This is a genomic window from Salinicola sp. CPA57 (assembly GCF_003206035.1).
Classification (GTDB): Bacteria; Pseudomonadota; Gammaproteobacteria; order Pseudomonadales; family Halomonadaceae; genus Salinicola; species Salinicola socius.
In genome coordinates this window covers 48,394-63,010 of sequence record NZ_PZJR01000002.1, presented here as the reverse complement: position 1 = coordinate 63,010, position 14,617 = coordinate 48,394, and the positions used below count along the sequence as shown (strand labels likewise).

The 14,617-nt window shown below is 61.4% G+C and carries 22 protein-coding genes; 21 read left to right on the top strand and 1 reads right to left on the bottom strand.

The annotated features are described in order from the left end of the window. Positions 1-217: 217 nt before the first annotated feature. The 17 genes from DOM36_RS02220 (at position 218) to DOM36_RS02140 (ending at position 11,002) form a co-directional block, all read left to right on the top strand. Positions 218-613, top strand: coding sequence for a hypothetical protein (locus tag DOM36_RS02220; protein ID WP_110641040.1), 396 nt, complete (start codon positions 218-220; stop codon positions 611-613). Between the two features lie 53 nt (positions 614-666). Continuing rightward, positions 667-1,050, top strand: a complete 384-nt coding sequence (locus tag DOM36_RS02215) for a hypothetical protein (protein ID WP_110641038.1) — start codon at positions 667-669, stop codon at positions 1,048-1,050. 257 nt (positions 1,051-1,307) lie between these two features. Continuing rightward, positions 1,308-1,925: a glycosyl hydrolase 108 family protein gene (locus tag DOM36_RS02210; RefSeq protein WP_110641036.1), complete on the top strand. Its 618-nt coding sequence runs from the start codon at positions 1,308-1,310 to the stop codon at positions 1,923-1,925. A 14-nt stretch (positions 1,926-1,939) separates the two neighbouring features. Next, positions 1,940-2,242: a hypothetical protein gene (locus tag DOM36_RS02205; RefSeq protein ID WP_157958534.1), complete on the top strand. Its 303-nt coding sequence runs from the start codon at positions 1,940-1,942 to the stop codon at positions 2,240-2,242. Continuing rightward, a complete protein-coding gene (locus DOM36_RS02200; RefSeq protein ID WP_110641032.1) occupies positions 2,239-2,760 on the top strand; it encodes a hypothetical protein in 522 nt (173 codons plus the stop codon). The genes DOM36_RS02205 and DOM36_RS02200 overlap by 4 nt, the downstream gene beginning before the upstream one ends. Beyond that, positions 2,723-3,061: an HNH endonuclease signature motif containing protein gene (locus DOM36_RS02195; protein ID WP_232823703.1), complete on the top strand. Its 339-nt coding sequence runs from the start codon at positions 2,723-2,725 to the stop codon at positions 3,059-3,061. The genes DOM36_RS02200 and DOM36_RS02195 overlap by 38 nt, the downstream gene beginning before the upstream one ends. A gap of 186 nt (positions 3,062-3,247) precedes the next feature. Continuing rightward, positions 3,248-3,760 carry a phage terminase small subunit P27 family gene (locus DOM36_RS02190; protein WP_110641028.1) on the top strand — a complete coding sequence of 171 codons (513 nt, stop codon included), beginning with the start codon at positions 3,248-3,250 and terminating at the stop codon, positions 3,758-3,760. Further along, positions 3,723-5,456 (top strand): terminase TerL endonuclease subunit, encoded by a 1,734-nt coding sequence (locus tag DOM36_RS02185; RefSeq protein WP_110641026.1) that lies wholly within the window; start codon positions 3,723-3,725, stop codon positions 5,454-5,456. The genes DOM36_RS02190 and DOM36_RS02185 overlap by 38 nt, the downstream gene beginning before the upstream one ends. After that, positions 5,456-6,730, top strand: a complete 1,275-nt coding sequence (locus DOM36_RS02180) for a phage portal protein (protein WP_110641024.1) — start codon at positions 5,456-5,458, stop codon at positions 6,728-6,730. The genes DOM36_RS02185 and DOM36_RS02180 overlap by 1 nt, the downstream gene beginning before the upstream one ends. Continuing rightward, positions 6,720-7,421 (top strand): HK97 family phage prohead protease, encoded by a 702-nt coding sequence (locus tag DOM36_RS02175; RefSeq protein WP_110641022.1) that lies wholly within the window; start codon positions 6,720-6,722, stop codon positions 7,419-7,421. Before DOM36_RS02180 ends, DOM36_RS02175 begins: the two co-directional genes overlap by 11 nt. A gap of 4 nt (positions 7,422-7,425) precedes the next feature. After that, positions 7,426-8,667: a phage major capsid protein gene (locus tag DOM36_RS02170; RefSeq protein ID WP_198651172.1), complete on the top strand. Its 1,242-nt coding sequence runs from the start codon at positions 7,426-7,428 to the stop codon at positions 8,665-8,667. 67 nt (positions 8,668-8,734) lie between these two features. Next, on the top strand, positions 8,735-9,181 hold the full coding sequence (locus tag DOM36_RS02165; RefSeq protein WP_110641020.1) for a hypothetical protein: 447 nt from the start codon (positions 8,735-8,737) through the stop codon (positions 9,179-9,181). Next, a complete protein-coding gene (locus DOM36_RS02160; RefSeq protein ID WP_110641018.1) occupies positions 9,178-9,510 on the top strand; it encodes a head-tail connector protein in 333 nt (110 codons plus the stop codon). The genes DOM36_RS02165 and DOM36_RS02160 overlap by 4 nt, the downstream gene beginning before the upstream one ends. Position 9,511: 1 nt before the next feature. Then, positions 9,512-9,757 (top strand): hypothetical protein, encoded by a 246-nt coding sequence (locus DOM36_RS02155; protein WP_110641016.1) that lies wholly within the window; start codon positions 9,512-9,514, stop codon positions 9,755-9,757. A 9-nt stretch (positions 9,758-9,766) separates the two neighbouring features. Beyond that, the gene (locus tag DOM36_RS02150; protein WP_110641014.1) at positions 9,767-10,099 is read left to right on the top strand and encodes a phage head closure protein; all 333 of its coding nucleotides are present in this window, start codon (positions 9,767-9,769) and stop codon (positions 10,097-10,099) included. Continuing rightward, positions 10,092-10,631 (top strand): HK97-gp10 family putative phage morphogenesis protein, encoded by a 540-nt coding sequence (locus DOM36_RS02145; RefSeq protein WP_110641012.1) that lies wholly within the window; start codon positions 10,092-10,094, stop codon positions 10,629-10,631. The genes DOM36_RS02150 and DOM36_RS02145 overlap by 8 nt, the downstream gene beginning before the upstream one ends. Beyond that, positions 10,631-11,002 carry a DUF3168 domain-containing protein gene (locus DOM36_RS02140; RefSeq protein WP_110641010.1) on the top strand — a complete coding sequence of 124 codons (372 nt, stop codon included), beginning with the start codon at positions 10,631-10,633 and terminating at the stop codon, positions 11,000-11,002. The genes DOM36_RS02145 and DOM36_RS02140 overlap by 1 nt, the downstream gene beginning before the upstream one ends. A gap of 205 nt (positions 11,003-11,207) precedes the next feature. Here DOM36_RS02140 and DOM36_RS02135 read toward each other — a convergent pair whose 3' ends face one another. Next, positions 11,208-11,405: a hypothetical protein gene (locus DOM36_RS02135; RefSeq protein ID WP_110641008.1), complete on the bottom strand. Its 198-nt coding sequence runs from the start codon at positions 11,403-11,405 to the stop codon at positions 11,208-11,210. Between the two features lie 357 nt (positions 11,406-11,762). Here DOM36_RS02135 and DOM36_RS02130 point away from each other — a divergent pair, with 357 nt between their 5' ends. The 4 genes from DOM36_RS02130 (at position 11,763) to DOM36_RS02105 (ending at position 14,570) form a co-directional block, all read left to right on the top strand. After that, the gene (locus DOM36_RS02130; protein WP_157958533.1) at positions 11,763-12,725 is read left to right on the top strand and encodes a phage antirepressor N-terminal domain-containing protein; all 963 of its coding nucleotides are present in this window, start codon (positions 11,763-11,765) and stop codon (positions 12,723-12,725) included. 85 nt (positions 12,726-12,810) lie between these two features. After that, on the top strand, positions 12,811-13,296 hold the full coding sequence (locus tag DOM36_RS02125) for a phage tail tube protein (protein WP_110641004.1): 486 nt from the start codon (positions 12,811-12,813) through the stop codon (positions 13,294-13,296). 9 nt (positions 13,297-13,305) lie between these two features. After that, positions 13,306-13,794, top strand: a complete 489-nt coding sequence (locus DOM36_RS02120; protein ID WP_110641002.1) for a phage tail assembly chaperone family protein, TAC — start codon at positions 13,306-13,308, stop codon at positions 13,792-13,794. A gap of 482 nt (positions 13,795-14,276) precedes the next feature. After that, the gene (locus DOM36_RS02105; protein ID WP_157958532.1) at positions 14,277-14,570 is read left to right on the top strand and encodes a hypothetical protein; all 294 of its coding nucleotides are present in this window, start codon (positions 14,277-14,279) and stop codon (positions 14,568-14,570) included. Positions 14,571-14,617: the final 47 nt, after the last annotated feature.

Below are 14,617 nucleotides of genomic sequence, written 5' to 3'. Positions count from 1 at the left end.
CTTACGATTCAGGCGTGTCACAGGTGTCACAGGTGTCACAGGTATATCGCGCACATACACGCACGCGCGTGCGCACGCATTCATATTTATTTTCCTTGTGTGACACCTGTGACAAGTGTGACAACGTTGTTTCAAAAGGGGTTTTGGTGTCACAGGTCTAAACCAGCACCTGTGACACCTGTGACAGTCGCTAGTTGAACCAGATAGGAGTAATCGGATGAGCGTTTATCACATCGAGAACGGCGGGTTGGTCAAGATCGCCGAAACCATCAACGATTGGGTGCCGAGCGATGGTAGTCAAGCTGTTGCTTGGCATCGTGTGGGGTTTGAGGAGGTTGAAGAGAACGAGGGCGCGTTCACCTGGTATGAGGCCAGCGAGCTAGTCGACGATGCGCCACAGCTTGATGCCTATCTGTTTGCCTTTGCCGTCGAGGCGGGATCTGATCTCTCTCGCTGGGTGGTCTTGGTTCGCGATTCCTTGCCGGAATTCTTGCTAGTCATGAAGATGCTCGAGCCGCTTCTGACGCGAGCCAATTACCTGCAGGTCGAAGCAGAGATTCAGCGGCGCATGGGCGAGCAAGCGCCGCAGCGGAAATACCTCACCCCGGGCTGAACGCCTGTCGCCACCAGGCGAAACGCGACCACCACTCGCAACGGAGCAAACCAATGATCTACGAAATCGACAGATTGCTGCAGCATTGGGCGGAAGAGTTCGACCGACCGGGTGATACGCGCCAGCCGCCGTCTATGCTGGCAAAGGCAATGGAGTTCGGTGGTGTGCCTCCTCGCGCTTCTGGCCCCAAGCGTTCGACCACGCCATTCGGCGGTGATCTTTCCGACCTGGCTTGGGATACCGAGTGCGCGCTGAAGGAGATCGACGAGCGCCACCGGATGATGGCGTTCGAGCATTACCGCGACGGCGGCTACAGCGAAGCGAAGTGCGAGCGCCTCGGCATTGCCAAGCGGGCTTACTACAAGCGGATCGACTCACTTCACCTGGCCCTGCAGCGCTACCTGACCGAGCAGTGGCAGCGAAAGAAGCGGGCATGATATATGCGCATTATGGGCTCACCACGGTTTAAGCCCTGCGTATTGCGGTCTTGGCATTACCGACCCGTTGATGCCAGTGCACTCGGGGCATATAAAACAGTCAGACTTCACAGAGTTATGCCCGCAGCGTCCATGGTGGTTCCCCTTACCCGGCTCTCGAGCCGGGTTTTCTTTGGGCGCTATTCGGGTCACTACGTTGCTCCTGTCTGTGGTGGACAGCCGCCCGGCACTCGCCGGGCACCTATTCGAGGTTGGTGATGACGACGACGCTCAAACAACGGCTGATCGCTGAAGTGATCGACCGTGAGGGCGGGTTCGTCAATCATCCGGCCGATCACGGCGGGCCAACCCGCTATGGCATCACCGAGGCAGTCGCGAGAGCCGAGGGTTATATCGGCGACATGCGCGACTTCCCGTTGAGCCTGGCCGTGTCGATCTATGAGCGTCGTTATTGGGATTCGCTGGCGCTCGACAGCATCGAGCCGATCAGTGAGGCGTTGACGAGCTACCTGTTCGACTATGGCGTGAACAGTGGCCCGGGTCGGTCCGGCCTAGAACTGCAGATGACGCTGAACGCGCTGAACGATCAGCAGCGCTTGTATCCGGATGTGGTCGAGGACGGCGCTGTCGGCGGCAAGACGCTGGCCGCGCTGGACGGATTCCGGATCGCACGTGGTGCTGCTGGCATCGACGTGCTGGCAGAGGCGATCAATGGTTGCCGCATCGCGTTCTGCCGTGAGTTGTCCCGAAAACGCCCATCACAAGAGGCGTTCACGTATGGCTGGTTCAGCCGGATCGTGAATCTGAGAAACGCAATCGCAGGGCCGCTATCAACCCAGCGCGCCATCAATCTCTATACCGAGGCCGCGCGATGAGTGAGGAACAGGACATGCCGTCCGTCCGTTCGCGCCCGATCATGGAACGACACCTACAGACGGTGCTGCTGTCTGTCATTGTGGCCGCGCTGCTGTGGTTCGGCAGTAGCGTCGTCGATGTGCGCGAGGGATTCGCGCGGCAGGACGAGAAGATGATCAGCGTTCAGAGCCAGTTGGCGCAGATCCAGACTGACCTGCGGGCGCAATCTGACAAGTACTACCCCAAGGCGGATGCCGAGCGGGATATCACGTCGATGCGTAGCGATATCCGCACGCTGCGAGAGCGCGTGACTGTACTCGAGGGTAAGGACCCATGAACTGGTCTGATATCGGTGACGTTGTAGGCAAGGCCGCGCCGGCGGTGGGTGCTGCATTGGCGGGTAAGGCCGGAGGAGCTGTTGGTTCCGCCTTGGCTTCGTTGCTTGGTACCTCTCCGACGCCAGAGAGTGTCGCTGCATCGATCGAGAATGATCGCGACTGGTACCTGAAGATTCAGGAGTTAGAGCTCGAGATGCATCGCGCCGTGCTTGGTGATCGAGACAGCGCGCGTGGACTACAGAAAGCCGCGCTGGCAGCTGGTAAGGGCGAGTTTCAGAACTGGCTGGCTGCTGGAGTTCTTATCGGTGGAATCGTGATGCTTGGGTTTATCGCATTCATGCCGATTGATGGTCTCAGTGACAACATCCGCATGTACGTGCTGGGTTTTCTGACGGCGGCGATGACTCAGGTCTTGAACTATTTCTTCGGTTCGACTCAGTGGGGCAACCGCAATGCCAAGCTCACAGCCGACACTCAGAGTGCCAGTCTCTACAGCCGGATCGACTCGAAACGATAACCGAGGCAATGCCAACGCTCGCGGCTATGGCCACAAGTGGCGCAAGGCGCGCGAGCAGTTCCTGCAGGAGCATCCGCTCTGCGTGTTCTGCCATCGTCGTGGGCGCGTCACGGCGGCGACTGTCGTCGATCATAAGACGCCGCACCGTGGTGATCTCAAGCTGTTCTGGCGCCGATCCAACTGGCAAGGGCTGTGCAAGCCGTGCCACGACATCGAGAAGAAGCGCATCGAGAACGGCGGCAGCCTGCCGGGCTGCGATCTCGACGGTGTGCCGACCGACCCAGGGCATCACTGGTCCTGACCCGCGATTCCGTCGGATTTCTAGAAATGCGAATTTTTCGCGTTTGAGGGGCCGGGGGCGGGTCAAAAGTTCAGAGGGTCAGCGCTGTAGACCGTCCGCTCATCTCCTTTTGTGAAAGCGGGAAAAATGGCAGGGGGGTATAGCAGGTGGGTATCCCGAATCTATCACGACAGTAGGAGGTTCGTCATGGCGGGCAACCGTAACTCAGGTCGCCGAGCGCTACCGGCGAACGTCCACGCACTGCGCGGCAACCCATCCAAGAAGTCGGCGCACGAGCTGCACGACAACGCGGCGCCAACGCTCAACGCCGAAGCGCCGCCGTGCCCGAGCTTTCTGACGAAGGACGCCAAGGCTGAGTGGAAGCGGATCGTCCAAGACCTGGTCACGCTCGGCTTGATGACCAAGGTCGACCGCGGCGAACTGGCCGTCTACTGCCAGGCTTGGGCCGACTGGAAGCACGCGCGGGAAAAGATCACCGCCGCCGAAGACTCCGGCTATGTGATGAACACGCCCAGCGGCTACAAGCAGATGAGCGTCTGGATGCAAATCGCAAACCGTGCCGAGGAACGCATGCGCACCGCCGGCAACTCGTTCGGCCTCAACCCCAGCGCCCGCGCCAAGCTCGGCACCGGCACGGTCGGGCAAGGAGAACTCTTCCCCAATGAGCAAAAGGAAACCGCCGCAAAGTACGGTCTCTGACGACCGCGCGACGGCCTACGCTCATGCCGTGGCAGCCGGTGACATCATCGCCGGCCCACAGGTTCGCAACGCCTGCGCCCGCCACCTGCGGGATCTGGAAGAGGGGCACGAGCGCGGCCTGACCTGGAGCCTCGAGCACGCCCAACACGCCATTGGATTCTTCGAAGACGTGCTGCGACTCAACGGCGGCCGCTTCGAAGGCGAGCCGTTCAAGGTGCTGCCTTGGCAGGCCTTCATCATCGGGTCGCTATTCGGCTGGATGGGACCGGACGGCTGGCGCCGATTCCGCGTCGCTTACGTCGAGACGGCCAAAGGCTCCGGCAAGTCGCCGTTGGCCGGCGGCGTCGGGCTCTATGGGCTCGTGGCCGACGGTGAGAACCGTGCCGAGGTCTACGCCGCCGCGACGAAGAAAGACCAGGCGCAGATCCTGTTCCGCGATGCCGTCGCCATGGTCGATCAGTCGCCGCTGCTGGCCACTCGCATCGCCAAGTCCGGCGCGGCGGGCAAGGAGTACAACCTCGCGTTTCACCGCACGTCGTCGTTCTTCCGCACGGTAGCGGCGGACGACGGCCAGTCTGGACCGCGCCCGCATGTCGCGCTGCTTGATGAGATCCACGAGCACAAGACGGCGATGGTCGTCGAGATGATGCGGGCCGGCACCAAGAGTCGCGACCAGGCGATCATCTTCATGATCACCAACAGCGGCACCGACAAGCTCACCGTGTGCGGTGACTACCATGACTATGCCGGCAAGGTCGCCAGCGACGCACTTCAGGACGACGCCTTCTTCGGCTTCGTCTGCGGGCTCGATGAGACCGACGATCCGTTCAGTGATGAGGACTGCTGGTACAAGGCCAACCCCTCGTTGGCTTACGGTATCCCCGGCCTCAAGTATCTACGCGAGCAGGTCACCCAGGCGCGCGGCATGCCCTCGAAAGAGGCCACCGTTCGGCGCCTGAACTTCTGCCAGTGGGTGCAGGCGGACAACCCCGCCATCAGCCGGGATGCCTGGATCGCCGCCGAAGATAAGCACTTCGACGAATCGCTGCTGGAAGATCGCCGCTGCGTTGCCGGTCTCGACCTGTCGAGCACGCAGGATCTCACCGCGCTGGTGCTGATGTTCGAGCCAACCGAAGCGGACCCACACTGGCGAATGGTGCCGTGGTTCTGGCTGCCGGATGACGGTCTGCAGCGCAAGGCCGAGACCGACCGCGTGCCGTATCTGGTGTGGCGGGATAACGGCCACCTGAACACCACCCCCGGCAAGGCCATCAACAAGCGCTTCGTGTTGCAGCAGCTCACCGAGCTAACCGCGCGCTTCGACCTGCAGGCGATCGGCTATGACCGTTGGCGCATCGAGGATCTGCAATCGCTGATCACCGAGGAAGGCGTCACGCTGCCGCCGCTCAAGCCGGTCGGGCAAGGTTTCAAGGACATGTCGCCCGCGGTGGACGAGTTCGAGCGGCGGCTGATCAACGGCGAGTTACGACACAACAGCCAGCCTGTGCTGACCTGGTGCGCCGCCAACGCCGTCTATCAGGAAGACCCGGCGGGTAACCGCAAGATCAACAAGGCGAAGTCGACCGGCCGCGTCGACGGCATCGTGGCCGCCGTCATGGCCACCTCGCTGACACTGACCGAGCTCGAGGGTGAAGAGAACCTCGACGACTTCCTCAACAACATGGTGATCGCCTGATGGGCCTGTTCAACGCCACACGCAAATGGATCGGCAAGACCATCCGGCTCACCGATGGCGACTTCTGGGCGTCCTACTACGGCGGCGAAAGCGTCACCGGCAAGAGCGTCACCGCGCAGACCGCGCTGCAGCTATCCGCTGTGTGGTCCTGCGTTCGGCTGCTCTCGGAGACGGTCGCCACGCTGCCGCTCGGTTTATATGAACGGGGCGCTGATGGCAGCAAGAAGGCCGTCAGTAGCAACCCGCTGTACACGCTCCTGCACGATCAGCCACACGCCAACCTGACGGCCGTCGAGTATTGGGAGATCGTCATCGCGCATATCGCGCTGTGGGGGAATCACTACTCGCGCATCGACCGCAACGGCGTCGGCACTATCGTGGCGCTGGAGCCACTCAACCCGGAGTACATGAACGACCCGGAGCCGAACGACAACGGCGACCTGATCTTCGTCTACAACGGCGAGAACGGGCGCGAGGAACTGACCGAGGCCGATGTCTTCCACGTCAAAGGGTTTGGCGTTAGCGGCCGTGTGGGGCTATCGCCGATCGGCTTTGCCCGTAACTCCATGGGCATCGCCATGGCAACGGACGAAGCCGCCGGCAAGACGTTCGCCAACGGCATGCAGACTGCCGGCTTCGTTCAAGCCGACAAGGTGCTGAACGAAGAGCAGCGCAAGAAATTCAACCTGGCACTGCAGCAGTTCACCGGCTCATCGAACGCCGGCAAGACGATGTTGTTGGAAGGCGGCTTCACCTATCAGCCGTTGTCGCTGAAGCCTGAAGACGCGCAGATGCTGCTGTCCCGTGGCTTCAACATCGAAGAGATCTGCCGCTGGTTCCGCGTGCCGCCCTGGATGATCGGGCACACCGAGAAGTCGACCAGTTGGGGCACCGGCCTGGAACAGCAGAACATCGCGTTTCTGACCTACGCGCTGCGCCCGTACCTGACGCGCATCGAGCAGGCGGTCAAGCGTCAGCTATTGACGCGCACCGAGCGGCGCACGCTGTTTGCCGAGTTCAACCTGGAAGGCCTGCTGCGCGCGGACAGCGCCGGCCGCGCCGCGCTTTACGCCAGCTTCGCCCAGAACGGCATCAACACCCGCAACGAGATCCGCGCCCGCGAGAACCTGCCGCCCGTCGATGGTGGCGACGTACTCACGGTGCAATCGAACCTGATCAGCCTGTCCCAGCTCGGGCAGAACACCGACGACCAGCAGGCCAAGCAGGCACTGAAGGCCTGGCTACTCGACGAGGAGACGCCCCGTGAAACGTAAGAAGGCAGCGCTAAAAATTCGAGACTTCAGTCTCTCTATCAAGGCCGTCAGCGATGACGGCCTTTTTAGTGGCTACGGCAGCGTGTTCGGCAACGTCGACAGCTACGGCGAAATCGTCGAACCCGGCGCCTTCGCCAACAGCCTGCAGGCCATATCCGAGAGTGGCCGCAAGGTGCCAGTGCTGTGGCAGCACCGCCAGGGCGAACCGATCGGCGTCTACACCAAGCTCGAGGAAGACGAGCGCGGCCTTTACGTCGAAGGGCAACTACTCAAGAACACCGTCCGGCAGGCGGGCGAAGCCCACGCCCTGATGGAAGCGGGCGCCGTCTCTGGCCTTTCGATTGGCTACTACGTCATCGACGACAGCTTCGATGAAGCGCAGAAAGTGCGCCGGCTCAAGCAGCTGGAGCTGATGGAGATCTCGCTGGTCACCTTCCCGGCCAACGACGAAGCCCGAGTCGAGGCGGTCAAGTTCGCAATCGCCCACGGCACGCTGCCCAACCTTTCTGACTTCGAGCGGTTCCTGCGTGAGGCAGGCTTCTCGAAGACACAGTCCGCGGTGATCGCCAACCGTGGGCTTTCGCACCTGCTCCGGAGTGAGTCCGGGGACACGGGCAACCCTGACCCGGCGGAACTCAAAGCCCTCGGCGACGCGCTGAGCGGTTTCACACTTCCCTCATTCGGAGACTGACCCCATGGGAATGCACGAACGCACGATCCTCGAACTCGGCCGCAAGTCTGGCGGCGACGGTGGCAAGCCGGAAGAGATGAGCATGAAGCAGCTCATCGAGGCGCTGAACAGCCGTGATGCCGAGATCAAGAAGTTCTGCGAAAACGCGCAGAAGGAGATCAAAGACACCGGCAAGATGGCCGAGGAAACCAAGGGTGCCCTCGAACTGCTCGCCAAGAACGGCACCGAGCTGCAGGACCGCCTGACCGAGCTGGAACAGAAGAACTCCCGGCGCGGCAAGCAGGAATCCAAGGCCAAGAGCTGGGGCGAATCCGTCGCCGAGTCCGAAGGCACTAAGTCCCTGATCAAGGATCGTCGCGGCTCCTCTGGTCGTATCGACGTCAAGGCCATCACCAGCGTGGGCGATGGCGGTTCCGCCGGTGACCTGGTGCGCCCGCAGCGCCTGCCGGGGATCATCTCCTCGCCGGACGAAGTCCTGACCGTCCGCAGCCTGATCATGCCGGGGCGCACGATCTCCAGCTCGATCGAGTACGTGCAGGAAACCGGGTTCACCAACAACGCCGCGCCGGCGCCGGAAACCACGCTCAAGGCGGAATCCGACATCAAGTTCGGTTTGGCGAACGCCAACGTGCGCACCATCGCGCACTGGGTGCAGGCCACCAAGCAGATCCTTGACGACACACCGCAGCTGGCCAGCTACATCGATGGTCGCCTGCGCTATGGCCTGGCCTACGTTGAAGACCAGCAGCTGCTGCTGGGTGATGGTACCGGCGAGAACCTCTTCGGCATTCTGCCGCAGGCGTCGGACTACAACACCGCTCGCACCAAGGCCGGTGATACCCGCATCGATGTGATGCGTCACGCCATCCTGCAGGTGCGGCTGGCTCAGTACCGCGCCAGCGGTATCGTGCTGCACCCGGCAGACTGGGAAGCGATCGAGCTGACCAAGACCGATGACAACGCCTATATCTTCGCCAACCCGGTTTCTGGCACGCAGCCGCGTTTGTGGGGCCTGCCGGTGGTCGAGAGCGACGCGATCCCCGAGGGCACGTTCCTCACCGGGGCCTGGAACATGGGCGCGCAAATCTTCGACCGCGAGACGACTACCGTCGAAGTCTCCACCGAAGACCGCGACAACTTCATCAAGAACATGGTCACCGTTCGCGCCGAAGAGCGCTTGGCGCTGGCCGTGTATCGACCGGAGTCGTTCGTGTCCGGCGTCTTCCCGGACACCGTCGAAGGCTGAGCGGCGTAAGCCATAACCCATCGTTTCAGGGAGCAGGGCGGGGATAACCCGCCCTGATCGCATTGCCATGAAAGTGACAGCACTGAAAACCTTCGTCGGTAAAACAGGCCTCATCAAAGCCGGCACCCGGTTCGAGACCGACGATCTCCACGTGAAGCAGCTGGAGCGTAACGGCCTGGTCTCGCGCCACGAGGTCAAACCGATGGAGCCCGAGACCAAGGGCGGCGGGGATGACGAAGTGTTGCTCGCCGAGCTGCGCGCCCGTGCGGCTGAACTCGATATCCCCAACGCCAACCGCATGAAGGAAGCGAGGCTTCGCGAGCGCATTGCCGAAGTCGAGAAACCGGCCGGCGATGAAGGTGGCACCGGGAATGGTGAAGGCGGCGATCCCGACCCCGACGCCGATGATAGAGACGGTGCTGGGGAAGGCGGCCCGGATGAAGGCGGTGAGCCAGACCAGCCCGAGCTGGCCGAAGGCGAGCAGGGTGGAGACGACGAGGCCGCCAAGTCATGAGCCTGATCGATCTCGCCCTGGCCAAGCGGCATCTGCGCCTGGATGTCGACTTCGTCGAAGAGGACGAGATCATCGGCCTCTACCTCGACGCGGCGCAGGATGCGGCCGAGCGATTCCTCGGCCGCAAGCTCTACCCGCAGGACTCGGCGCTACCGCTCGATGACCCCAACGGGCTCGTCATGCCGGCCTCCGTGAAGGCGGCCATGCTGCTGACGCTCGGGCACCTGTACAGCAACCGCGAGGATGTTGTCATCGGCACCATCGCCACCGACATGCCCAATGGCGCCCAGGCGCTGCTCTGGCCGTATCGAACCGATATCGGAGTCTGACATGAGCGACACCGTCTTCTGGCTCAGGAAGATCAGCGGGCATCTTCGGCGACAAAACGAAGCGCTGGACTCCGACGCGCCCAACGACATCGACAAGCTGGTCGCGGCGCTCGATCGCCAGACGGCAGCCATGGCCGAACTAGCCGAGTCCAACCGCGCCGTGGTCGACATGCTGCTGGCTCAGGAAGCCGATCCGGACGACGAGCGTGAAACGGCGACATTACTCGACGGCACGCCGGCGCGCTGAGGAGGCGACATGCAAGCAGGAAAGCTACGCCACCGCGTCGAGCTGCAGAAGAAGGTCGCTGGGCGAAACCCCGAGACGGGCGGTATCAGTGAAGAGTGGCAGTCGGTCACGACGGTCTGGGCCTCGATCGAGCCGCTCAGCGCTCGGGAGTTCATCGCCGCCGGCGCAACGCAAGCCTCAATCACAACCCGCATCACCATCCGATACCGCGAGGGCGTGACCGCGCAGATGCGCGCCGTCAGCCGCGGCAAGGTCTACAACATCGAAGGCGTACTGCCGGATGCCAAGTCGGGCCGGGAGTACCTGACGCTGCCCTGCAGCGAGGGAGTCAATGATGGCTGACTCCATCACGTTCAGAATTGAAGGCGTCGAAGCGCTGAACGCCAAGCTCAAAGGCGTTTCCGACGATGTCCGTCTCAAGGGCGGACGCTTCGCGCTGCGCAAGGCCGCGAACCTCGTTCGCGACCAGGCCAAGGCCAACGCGGCGCGGGTCGACGACCCCACGACTAACGAGAGCATCGCCAAGAATATTGCCGTGCGGTGGGACGGCAAGCACTTCAAGCGAACCGGGGATCTCAAGTTCCGTGTCGGCGTGCTGGGCGGTGCGATGGCCTATGGCGATACGCGGCTCAACCGGCGCAAGTCCCGAGTCGGCAAGGAGTACGGTACCGATGGCTCCAGTGGTAATCCCGGTGGCGACACCTGGTACTGGCGCTTTCTTGAGTTCGGGACTTCTCGTCAGCGCGCGCAGCCATTCATGCGCACGGCACTCGCCAGCAGCATCGACGCGGCTACGGCGGAATTCGTCAATCAATACGGCAAAGCGGTTGATCGTGCCATCAAGCGCGCGGCCAAGAAGGCGGAGGGGAGTTGATGCGAACAGTCCCTATGTATTCCGCCTGCCTGGCAGATGCCGGCGTCCGCGCCGTGTTCGGTGACGATCCCCGCGTCTATCCGTTCGGGAAAGCCGCCGCCGGCGTCGCCACCCCCTACGCCACTTGGCAGATCATCACGGGCGCGCCGGAGACATACTTGGCGGAGCGGCCCGATATCGACAACGCCACGATCCAGATCGATATCTACGCGGATGCCGACGACCAACTCATTGCCGCCGTCGTCGCATTGCGCGACATGCTCGAGTCGCATGCAGGTGTGACCGTCGCCCGCTGGGGCGACGAAGACACCGACCCCGACACGGGTGCCCGTCATCGATCTTTCGATGTCGACTGGTGGGTTAAACGATAAAGAGGAGTAAGGATATGCACGTGATAACGGAAGGTATGTTGAGTGCCTCGCGTATTGAGGCGCCCATCAAGGTCGGTCCTGATCGGCTAGCTGAGCGGCTCGACCGTCTCGAAGTCCATCTCAAAGCACTGCAAGCTGAAATCAAGGTTCTGCGGAGCGAACGCGGGGAGTGAGTTGCGGCGGGGCGAGCTGCCCCGCCAAATTCTCATTTCGGACGAGGTTCGTTCTCTCGAACCGCATTCCAGACGATCGTGAGTATTTCATCGCCAACGCCGTCCTTCTCCGCCTTCTTGAATATTTCGCTCATGTTGTATTTGAAGGTCTCGGGGTTGGAGGCATTGACCTGCGCGCCGAGAGCGCTCAGTAGATAGGCCACTTGCTTGAAAGCATCTGTCGGGTCCATGGGCTCATTCCTGTCAGTGGTGAGCCTTGAACCTAGCAGGTTTGGTAACGAACGGTAATCGCCAATCGCTTACAGGTGTTTCTATCTATTGACATTTGAGGGGCGCATGCCATCATTCAGGCACTCTCAAAGCATAAGCGGCTCGCCGCTCCCAGCCCCGTCAGCGCTGGATTTTTTGTGCCCGTCTACCGGCGCACCATGCATCGTACCTGTGGTGGTCGATCGGTTTTATGCCGGGTGGACAACGGGGAATACAAGACCAGCGCAAGCTGGGAATATCCGTGGCGGTACTTATGCACCGAGAGTGACACCCGGCGCCCCTCAAGCGCCAAGACTCAAAAGCATAGGAGCCATATCATGGCGACCCCGAATCTGATGCCCGTGCAATTCCACGGGAATACCCTTTACGTGATCGATAACAACGGCGAGCCATTCGTGCCGATGAAGCCCGTTGTCGATGGTATCGGCTTGGCTTGGCAAGCTCAGAGCAGGAAGCTCTCCTCTAGCCCGGAGCGATGGGGTATCACCATTATGGTGACACCTTCAAAAAGCGGAGATCAAAAGACCGCCTGCATCCCGCTACGCAAGCTGCCCGGCTGGCTCATGAGCATTCATGCCAACAAGGTAAAGCGCGAGCTACGTGAGAAGGTCGTGCAGTTTCAGAACGAATGCGATGACGTTCTCTGGCAACACTGGAACAAGAACCACCCGGCTACGGCCAGCTTCGGCTATATCGGCCCCAACGCGGCCGATCCGGCCGAGCATGATCTCGAATGGCACATCGGTCAGTTCGGCGAACACAAGATCCGCGCGGCAACGACCCAGGGCAACTGGCTGGTCTGCGCGGATGATCTGGCGAAGATCGTCAGGCAGAAGTCGGCCTTTGACCTGACCCGGCACGTGACCTTTGGCGGCCACGGCCAACGAGACTACTTCGGCGAGACCATCACGACGATGACGCCGCCAGCGGCTTTCGCGGCCCTAAGCAAGGTGCGCACCGGCAATGCGGTATTCCTGATGGATTACCTCAGCCGCCATCTGTTCGAGACTGGCGCCATCGTGGCGCACGCTGAACCGAACAGGACGGACTACGACTATGCCCGGCAACTGTTCGAGGAAAACCCGCTCAAGTTTTTAGGGCCGCGCCGGTGGATGCTGAGCGTCAATCAGGAAGGTGAGATGACCGCGCGGACGCTGTCCGAGACCGAACAGATCGTCGACCGAGAGGAGCTGCGCGACGTGATGAACGCCTATGACCGGCTCGAACACTTCGTCAACCGACGCGAACTGAGGCTGGCGTTTCCCAAGCCTCAACACTAGCCACGACCGATAGACCCACGGGCCCGCCACTGAGCGGGCCTTTTTATGCCACCAAGAAAGCCCCGCTGGGGCAGGAGTAAGCGAAATGTCTGTACTTGCCCAGGGCACCCAGGTGTTCATGCTCGCCGCTGGCGCGATCGTGCGCATCCCCGGCGCGACCGCCTTCAACCCCGGCGGCAACCCGCGCGATCAGGTCGAGGAAACCGACCTGGAAGACACCACGTCCCGGCGTTACAAAAAAGGCCTTGGTACGCCCGGATCGGCTTCACTGACCGTGAACGCAGATCCGCAGGAGCCAGCCCACGTTCAGCTCTACGAAATGGCCAACAGTAAAGGCGAAGACAAGGTGAAGTTCTTCGTCGGCTGGAGCGACGGTACCGAGCCACCGACAGTAGCAACTCAGACCGTCTCGCTACCGACTACGCGCACCTGGTTCGAGTTCGAGGGTTACGTCTCCGACTTCCCGATGGACTTCGCCACCAACAGTCTCGTCAGCTCGCAGGTCACCATCCAGCGCAGTGGTGACGGCAAGTGGACACCGAAGACGCCGGCGTCCGGCGGCGGGGAGTAATCGACAGCCATGCAGCTATCTATCGACAACCTCAAGCAGCAGGGCGCCTTCACCGGCGCCCCGGTCGAGAAGACCATCGAGTGGAAGCAGGACGGAGAGACGTTCAAGGCGACGACCTACGTCCGCGCCATGTCCTACCACACCGCCGTCAGTGATATCGCCTCGGCGCGTAACGGCAGCGATGCCGTAGCCGGTCGTATAGCGGCCTGCATCTGCGATGCCGAGGGCCAGCCGGTGTTCACGGTGGCGGACATCACCGGCGATGCCGACCCGGAGCGCGGAGCGCTCAACGGCAACCTGACGATGGAACTGCTGCGGGTGATCGGTGAGGTCACCGGCCTGGGAAAGAACCGGACGAGCTCGACGCCGAAGCCGAACTCTTCCACGAGCTCGTCCTCAACGGCATCGGCGGCCGCTCCATCGAAGAAGCGCGGCAGCGCCTCAGCTACGCGGAAGTCCGGCAGTGGTCAGCGTACCGGCAAAAGCACGGCGGGCTGAACCAGGGCGAGAAGATCGAGCGCGCCGTTGCCCAGCTCACCACGATCTATGCCAACTCGCATCGGAAGAAAGAGGTAGAGCCGTTCGGGCTGCACGACTTCATTCCGCACCGGGAGCGCGAGGGTGAGTCGCTCGAGCAGGCCATGGCGACATGGCATTGATTCAAGCGTTTGCTCGGCCGGTCGATAGGTTGGGTGGGAATGGCTGACTAGGACGGACATGGCTGACTACTGCCAGCAATGCTCAATAAAGATCCACGGGCGCGATCACGGAGACCTGGCTCGCCTATGCAAGCCGGGCGAAACCGTTTGTGAACTCTGCGAGGGCTGCGGCGATTGGGTCGAGGTAGACCATTTGGGCAGGCGTGTCGAGGTAGACAAAGATGGCAATGCCATCGGTAGCACCGTCCATGATCTACCAGTATATGGCTCTAGGTGGAGGAGAGTGCTACGTTTCCTTACTGGGAACCGTGGGAGTCGGCTATGAGTTCAGGTGGGTATAAAGTTGTTGAAAGGAAGTATTTCGCATGGATGGGCCTAGCTTGGGTTCTGTTCATTCTGTCAGCAATTGCCGCTGCGATAGTCATCACTCAATATGGAGTGTATGAAATAGAGTTGCCATATGCCGGGATACAGAAGCATTACGATTATACAATTATCGTCGGTGCGCTTAGCCAAGCGCTTGCTATGTTCATGATCGCTGGCGTATTCACTATGCTACACGGCATTCACGAAAGTATTGTCGAAGTCCATCGGCTGTCCAAAAGCCCCGAGTAACTCATACAAGCAGTATTCTGCGACCCGCTTCGGCGGGTTTTTTATTG

What these genes read in the sequence shown, in the direction of transcription:
- DOM36_RS02220 (WP_110641040.1), top strand. Translation starts at nt 218, where the DNA reads ATGAGCGTTTATCACATCGAGAACGGCGGGTTGGTCAAGATCGCCGAA.
- DOM36_RS02215 (WP_110641038.1), top strand. Translation starts at nt 667, where the DNA reads ATGATCTACGAAATCGACAGATTGCTGCAGCATTGGGCGGAAGAGTTC.
- DOM36_RS02210 (WP_110641036.1), top strand. Translation starts at nt 1,308, where the DNA reads ATGACGACGACGCTCAAACAACGGCTGATCGCTGAAGTGATCGACCGT.
- DOM36_RS02205 (WP_157958534.1), top strand. Translation starts at nt 1,940, where the DNA reads ATGCCGTCCGTCCGTTCGCGCCCGATCATGGAACGACACCTACAGACG.
- DOM36_RS02200 (WP_110641032.1), top strand. Translation starts at nt 2,239, where the DNA reads ATGAACTGGTCTGATATCGGTGACGTTGTAGGCAAGGCCGCGCCGGCG.
- DOM36_RS02190 (WP_110641028.1), top strand. Translation starts at nt 3,248, where the DNA reads ATGGCGGGCAACCGTAACTCAGGTCGCCGAGCGCTACCGGCGAACGTC.
- DOM36_RS02185 (WP_110641026.1), top strand. Translation starts at nt 3,723, where the DNA reads ATGAGCAAAAGGAAACCGCCGCAAAGTACGGTCTCTGACGACCGCGCG.
- DOM36_RS02180 (WP_110641024.1), top strand. Translation starts at nt 5,456, where the DNA reads ATGGGCCTGTTCAACGCCACACGCAAATGGATCGGCAAGACCATCCGG.
- DOM36_RS02170 (WP_198651172.1), top strand. Translation starts at nt 7,426, where the DNA reads ATGGGAATGCACGAACGCACGATCCTCGAACTCGGCCGCAAGTCTGGC.
- DOM36_RS02165 (WP_110641020.1), top strand. Translation starts at nt 8,735, where the DNA reads ATGAAAGTGACAGCACTGAAAACCTTCGTCGGTAAAACAGGCCTCATC.
- DOM36_RS02160 (WP_110641018.1), top strand. Translation starts at nt 9,178, where the DNA reads ATGAGCCTGATCGATCTCGCCCTGGCCAAGCGGCATCTGCGCCTGGAT.
- DOM36_RS02155 (WP_110641016.1), top strand. Translation starts at nt 9,512, where the DNA reads ATGAGCGACACCGTCTTCTGGCTCAGGAAGATCAGCGGGCATCTTCGG.
- DOM36_RS02150 (WP_110641014.1), top strand. Translation starts at nt 9,767, where the DNA reads ATGCAAGCAGGAAAGCTACGCCACCGCGTCGAGCTGCAGAAGAAGGTC.
- DOM36_RS02145 (WP_110641012.1), top strand. Translation starts at nt 10,092, where the DNA reads ATGGCTGACTCCATCACGTTCAGAATTGAAGGCGTCGAAGCGCTGAAC.
- DOM36_RS02140 (WP_110641010.1), top strand. Translation starts at nt 10,631, where the DNA reads ATGCGAACAGTCCCTATGTATTCCGCCTGCCTGGCAGATGCCGGCGTC.
- DOM36_RS02135 (WP_110641008.1), bottom strand. Translation starts at nt 11,405, where the DNA reads ATGGACCCGACAGATGCTTTCAAGCAAGTGGCCTATCTACTGAGCGCT.
- DOM36_RS02130 (WP_157958533.1), top strand. Translation starts at nt 11,763, where the DNA reads ATGGCGACCCCGAATCTGATGCCCGTGCAATTCCACGGGAATACCCTT.
- DOM36_RS02125 (WP_110641004.1), top strand. Translation starts at nt 12,811, where the DNA reads ATGTCTGTACTTGCCCAGGGCACCCAGGTGTTCATGCTCGCCGCTGGC.
- DOM36_RS02120 (WP_110641002.1), top strand. Translation starts at nt 13,306, where the DNA reads ATGCAGCTATCTATCGACAACCTCAAGCAGCAGGGCGCCTTCACCGGC.
- DOM36_RS02105 (WP_157958532.1), top strand. Translation starts at nt 14,277, where the DNA reads ATGAGTTCAGGTGGGTATAAAGTTGTTGAAAGGAAGTATTTCGCATGG.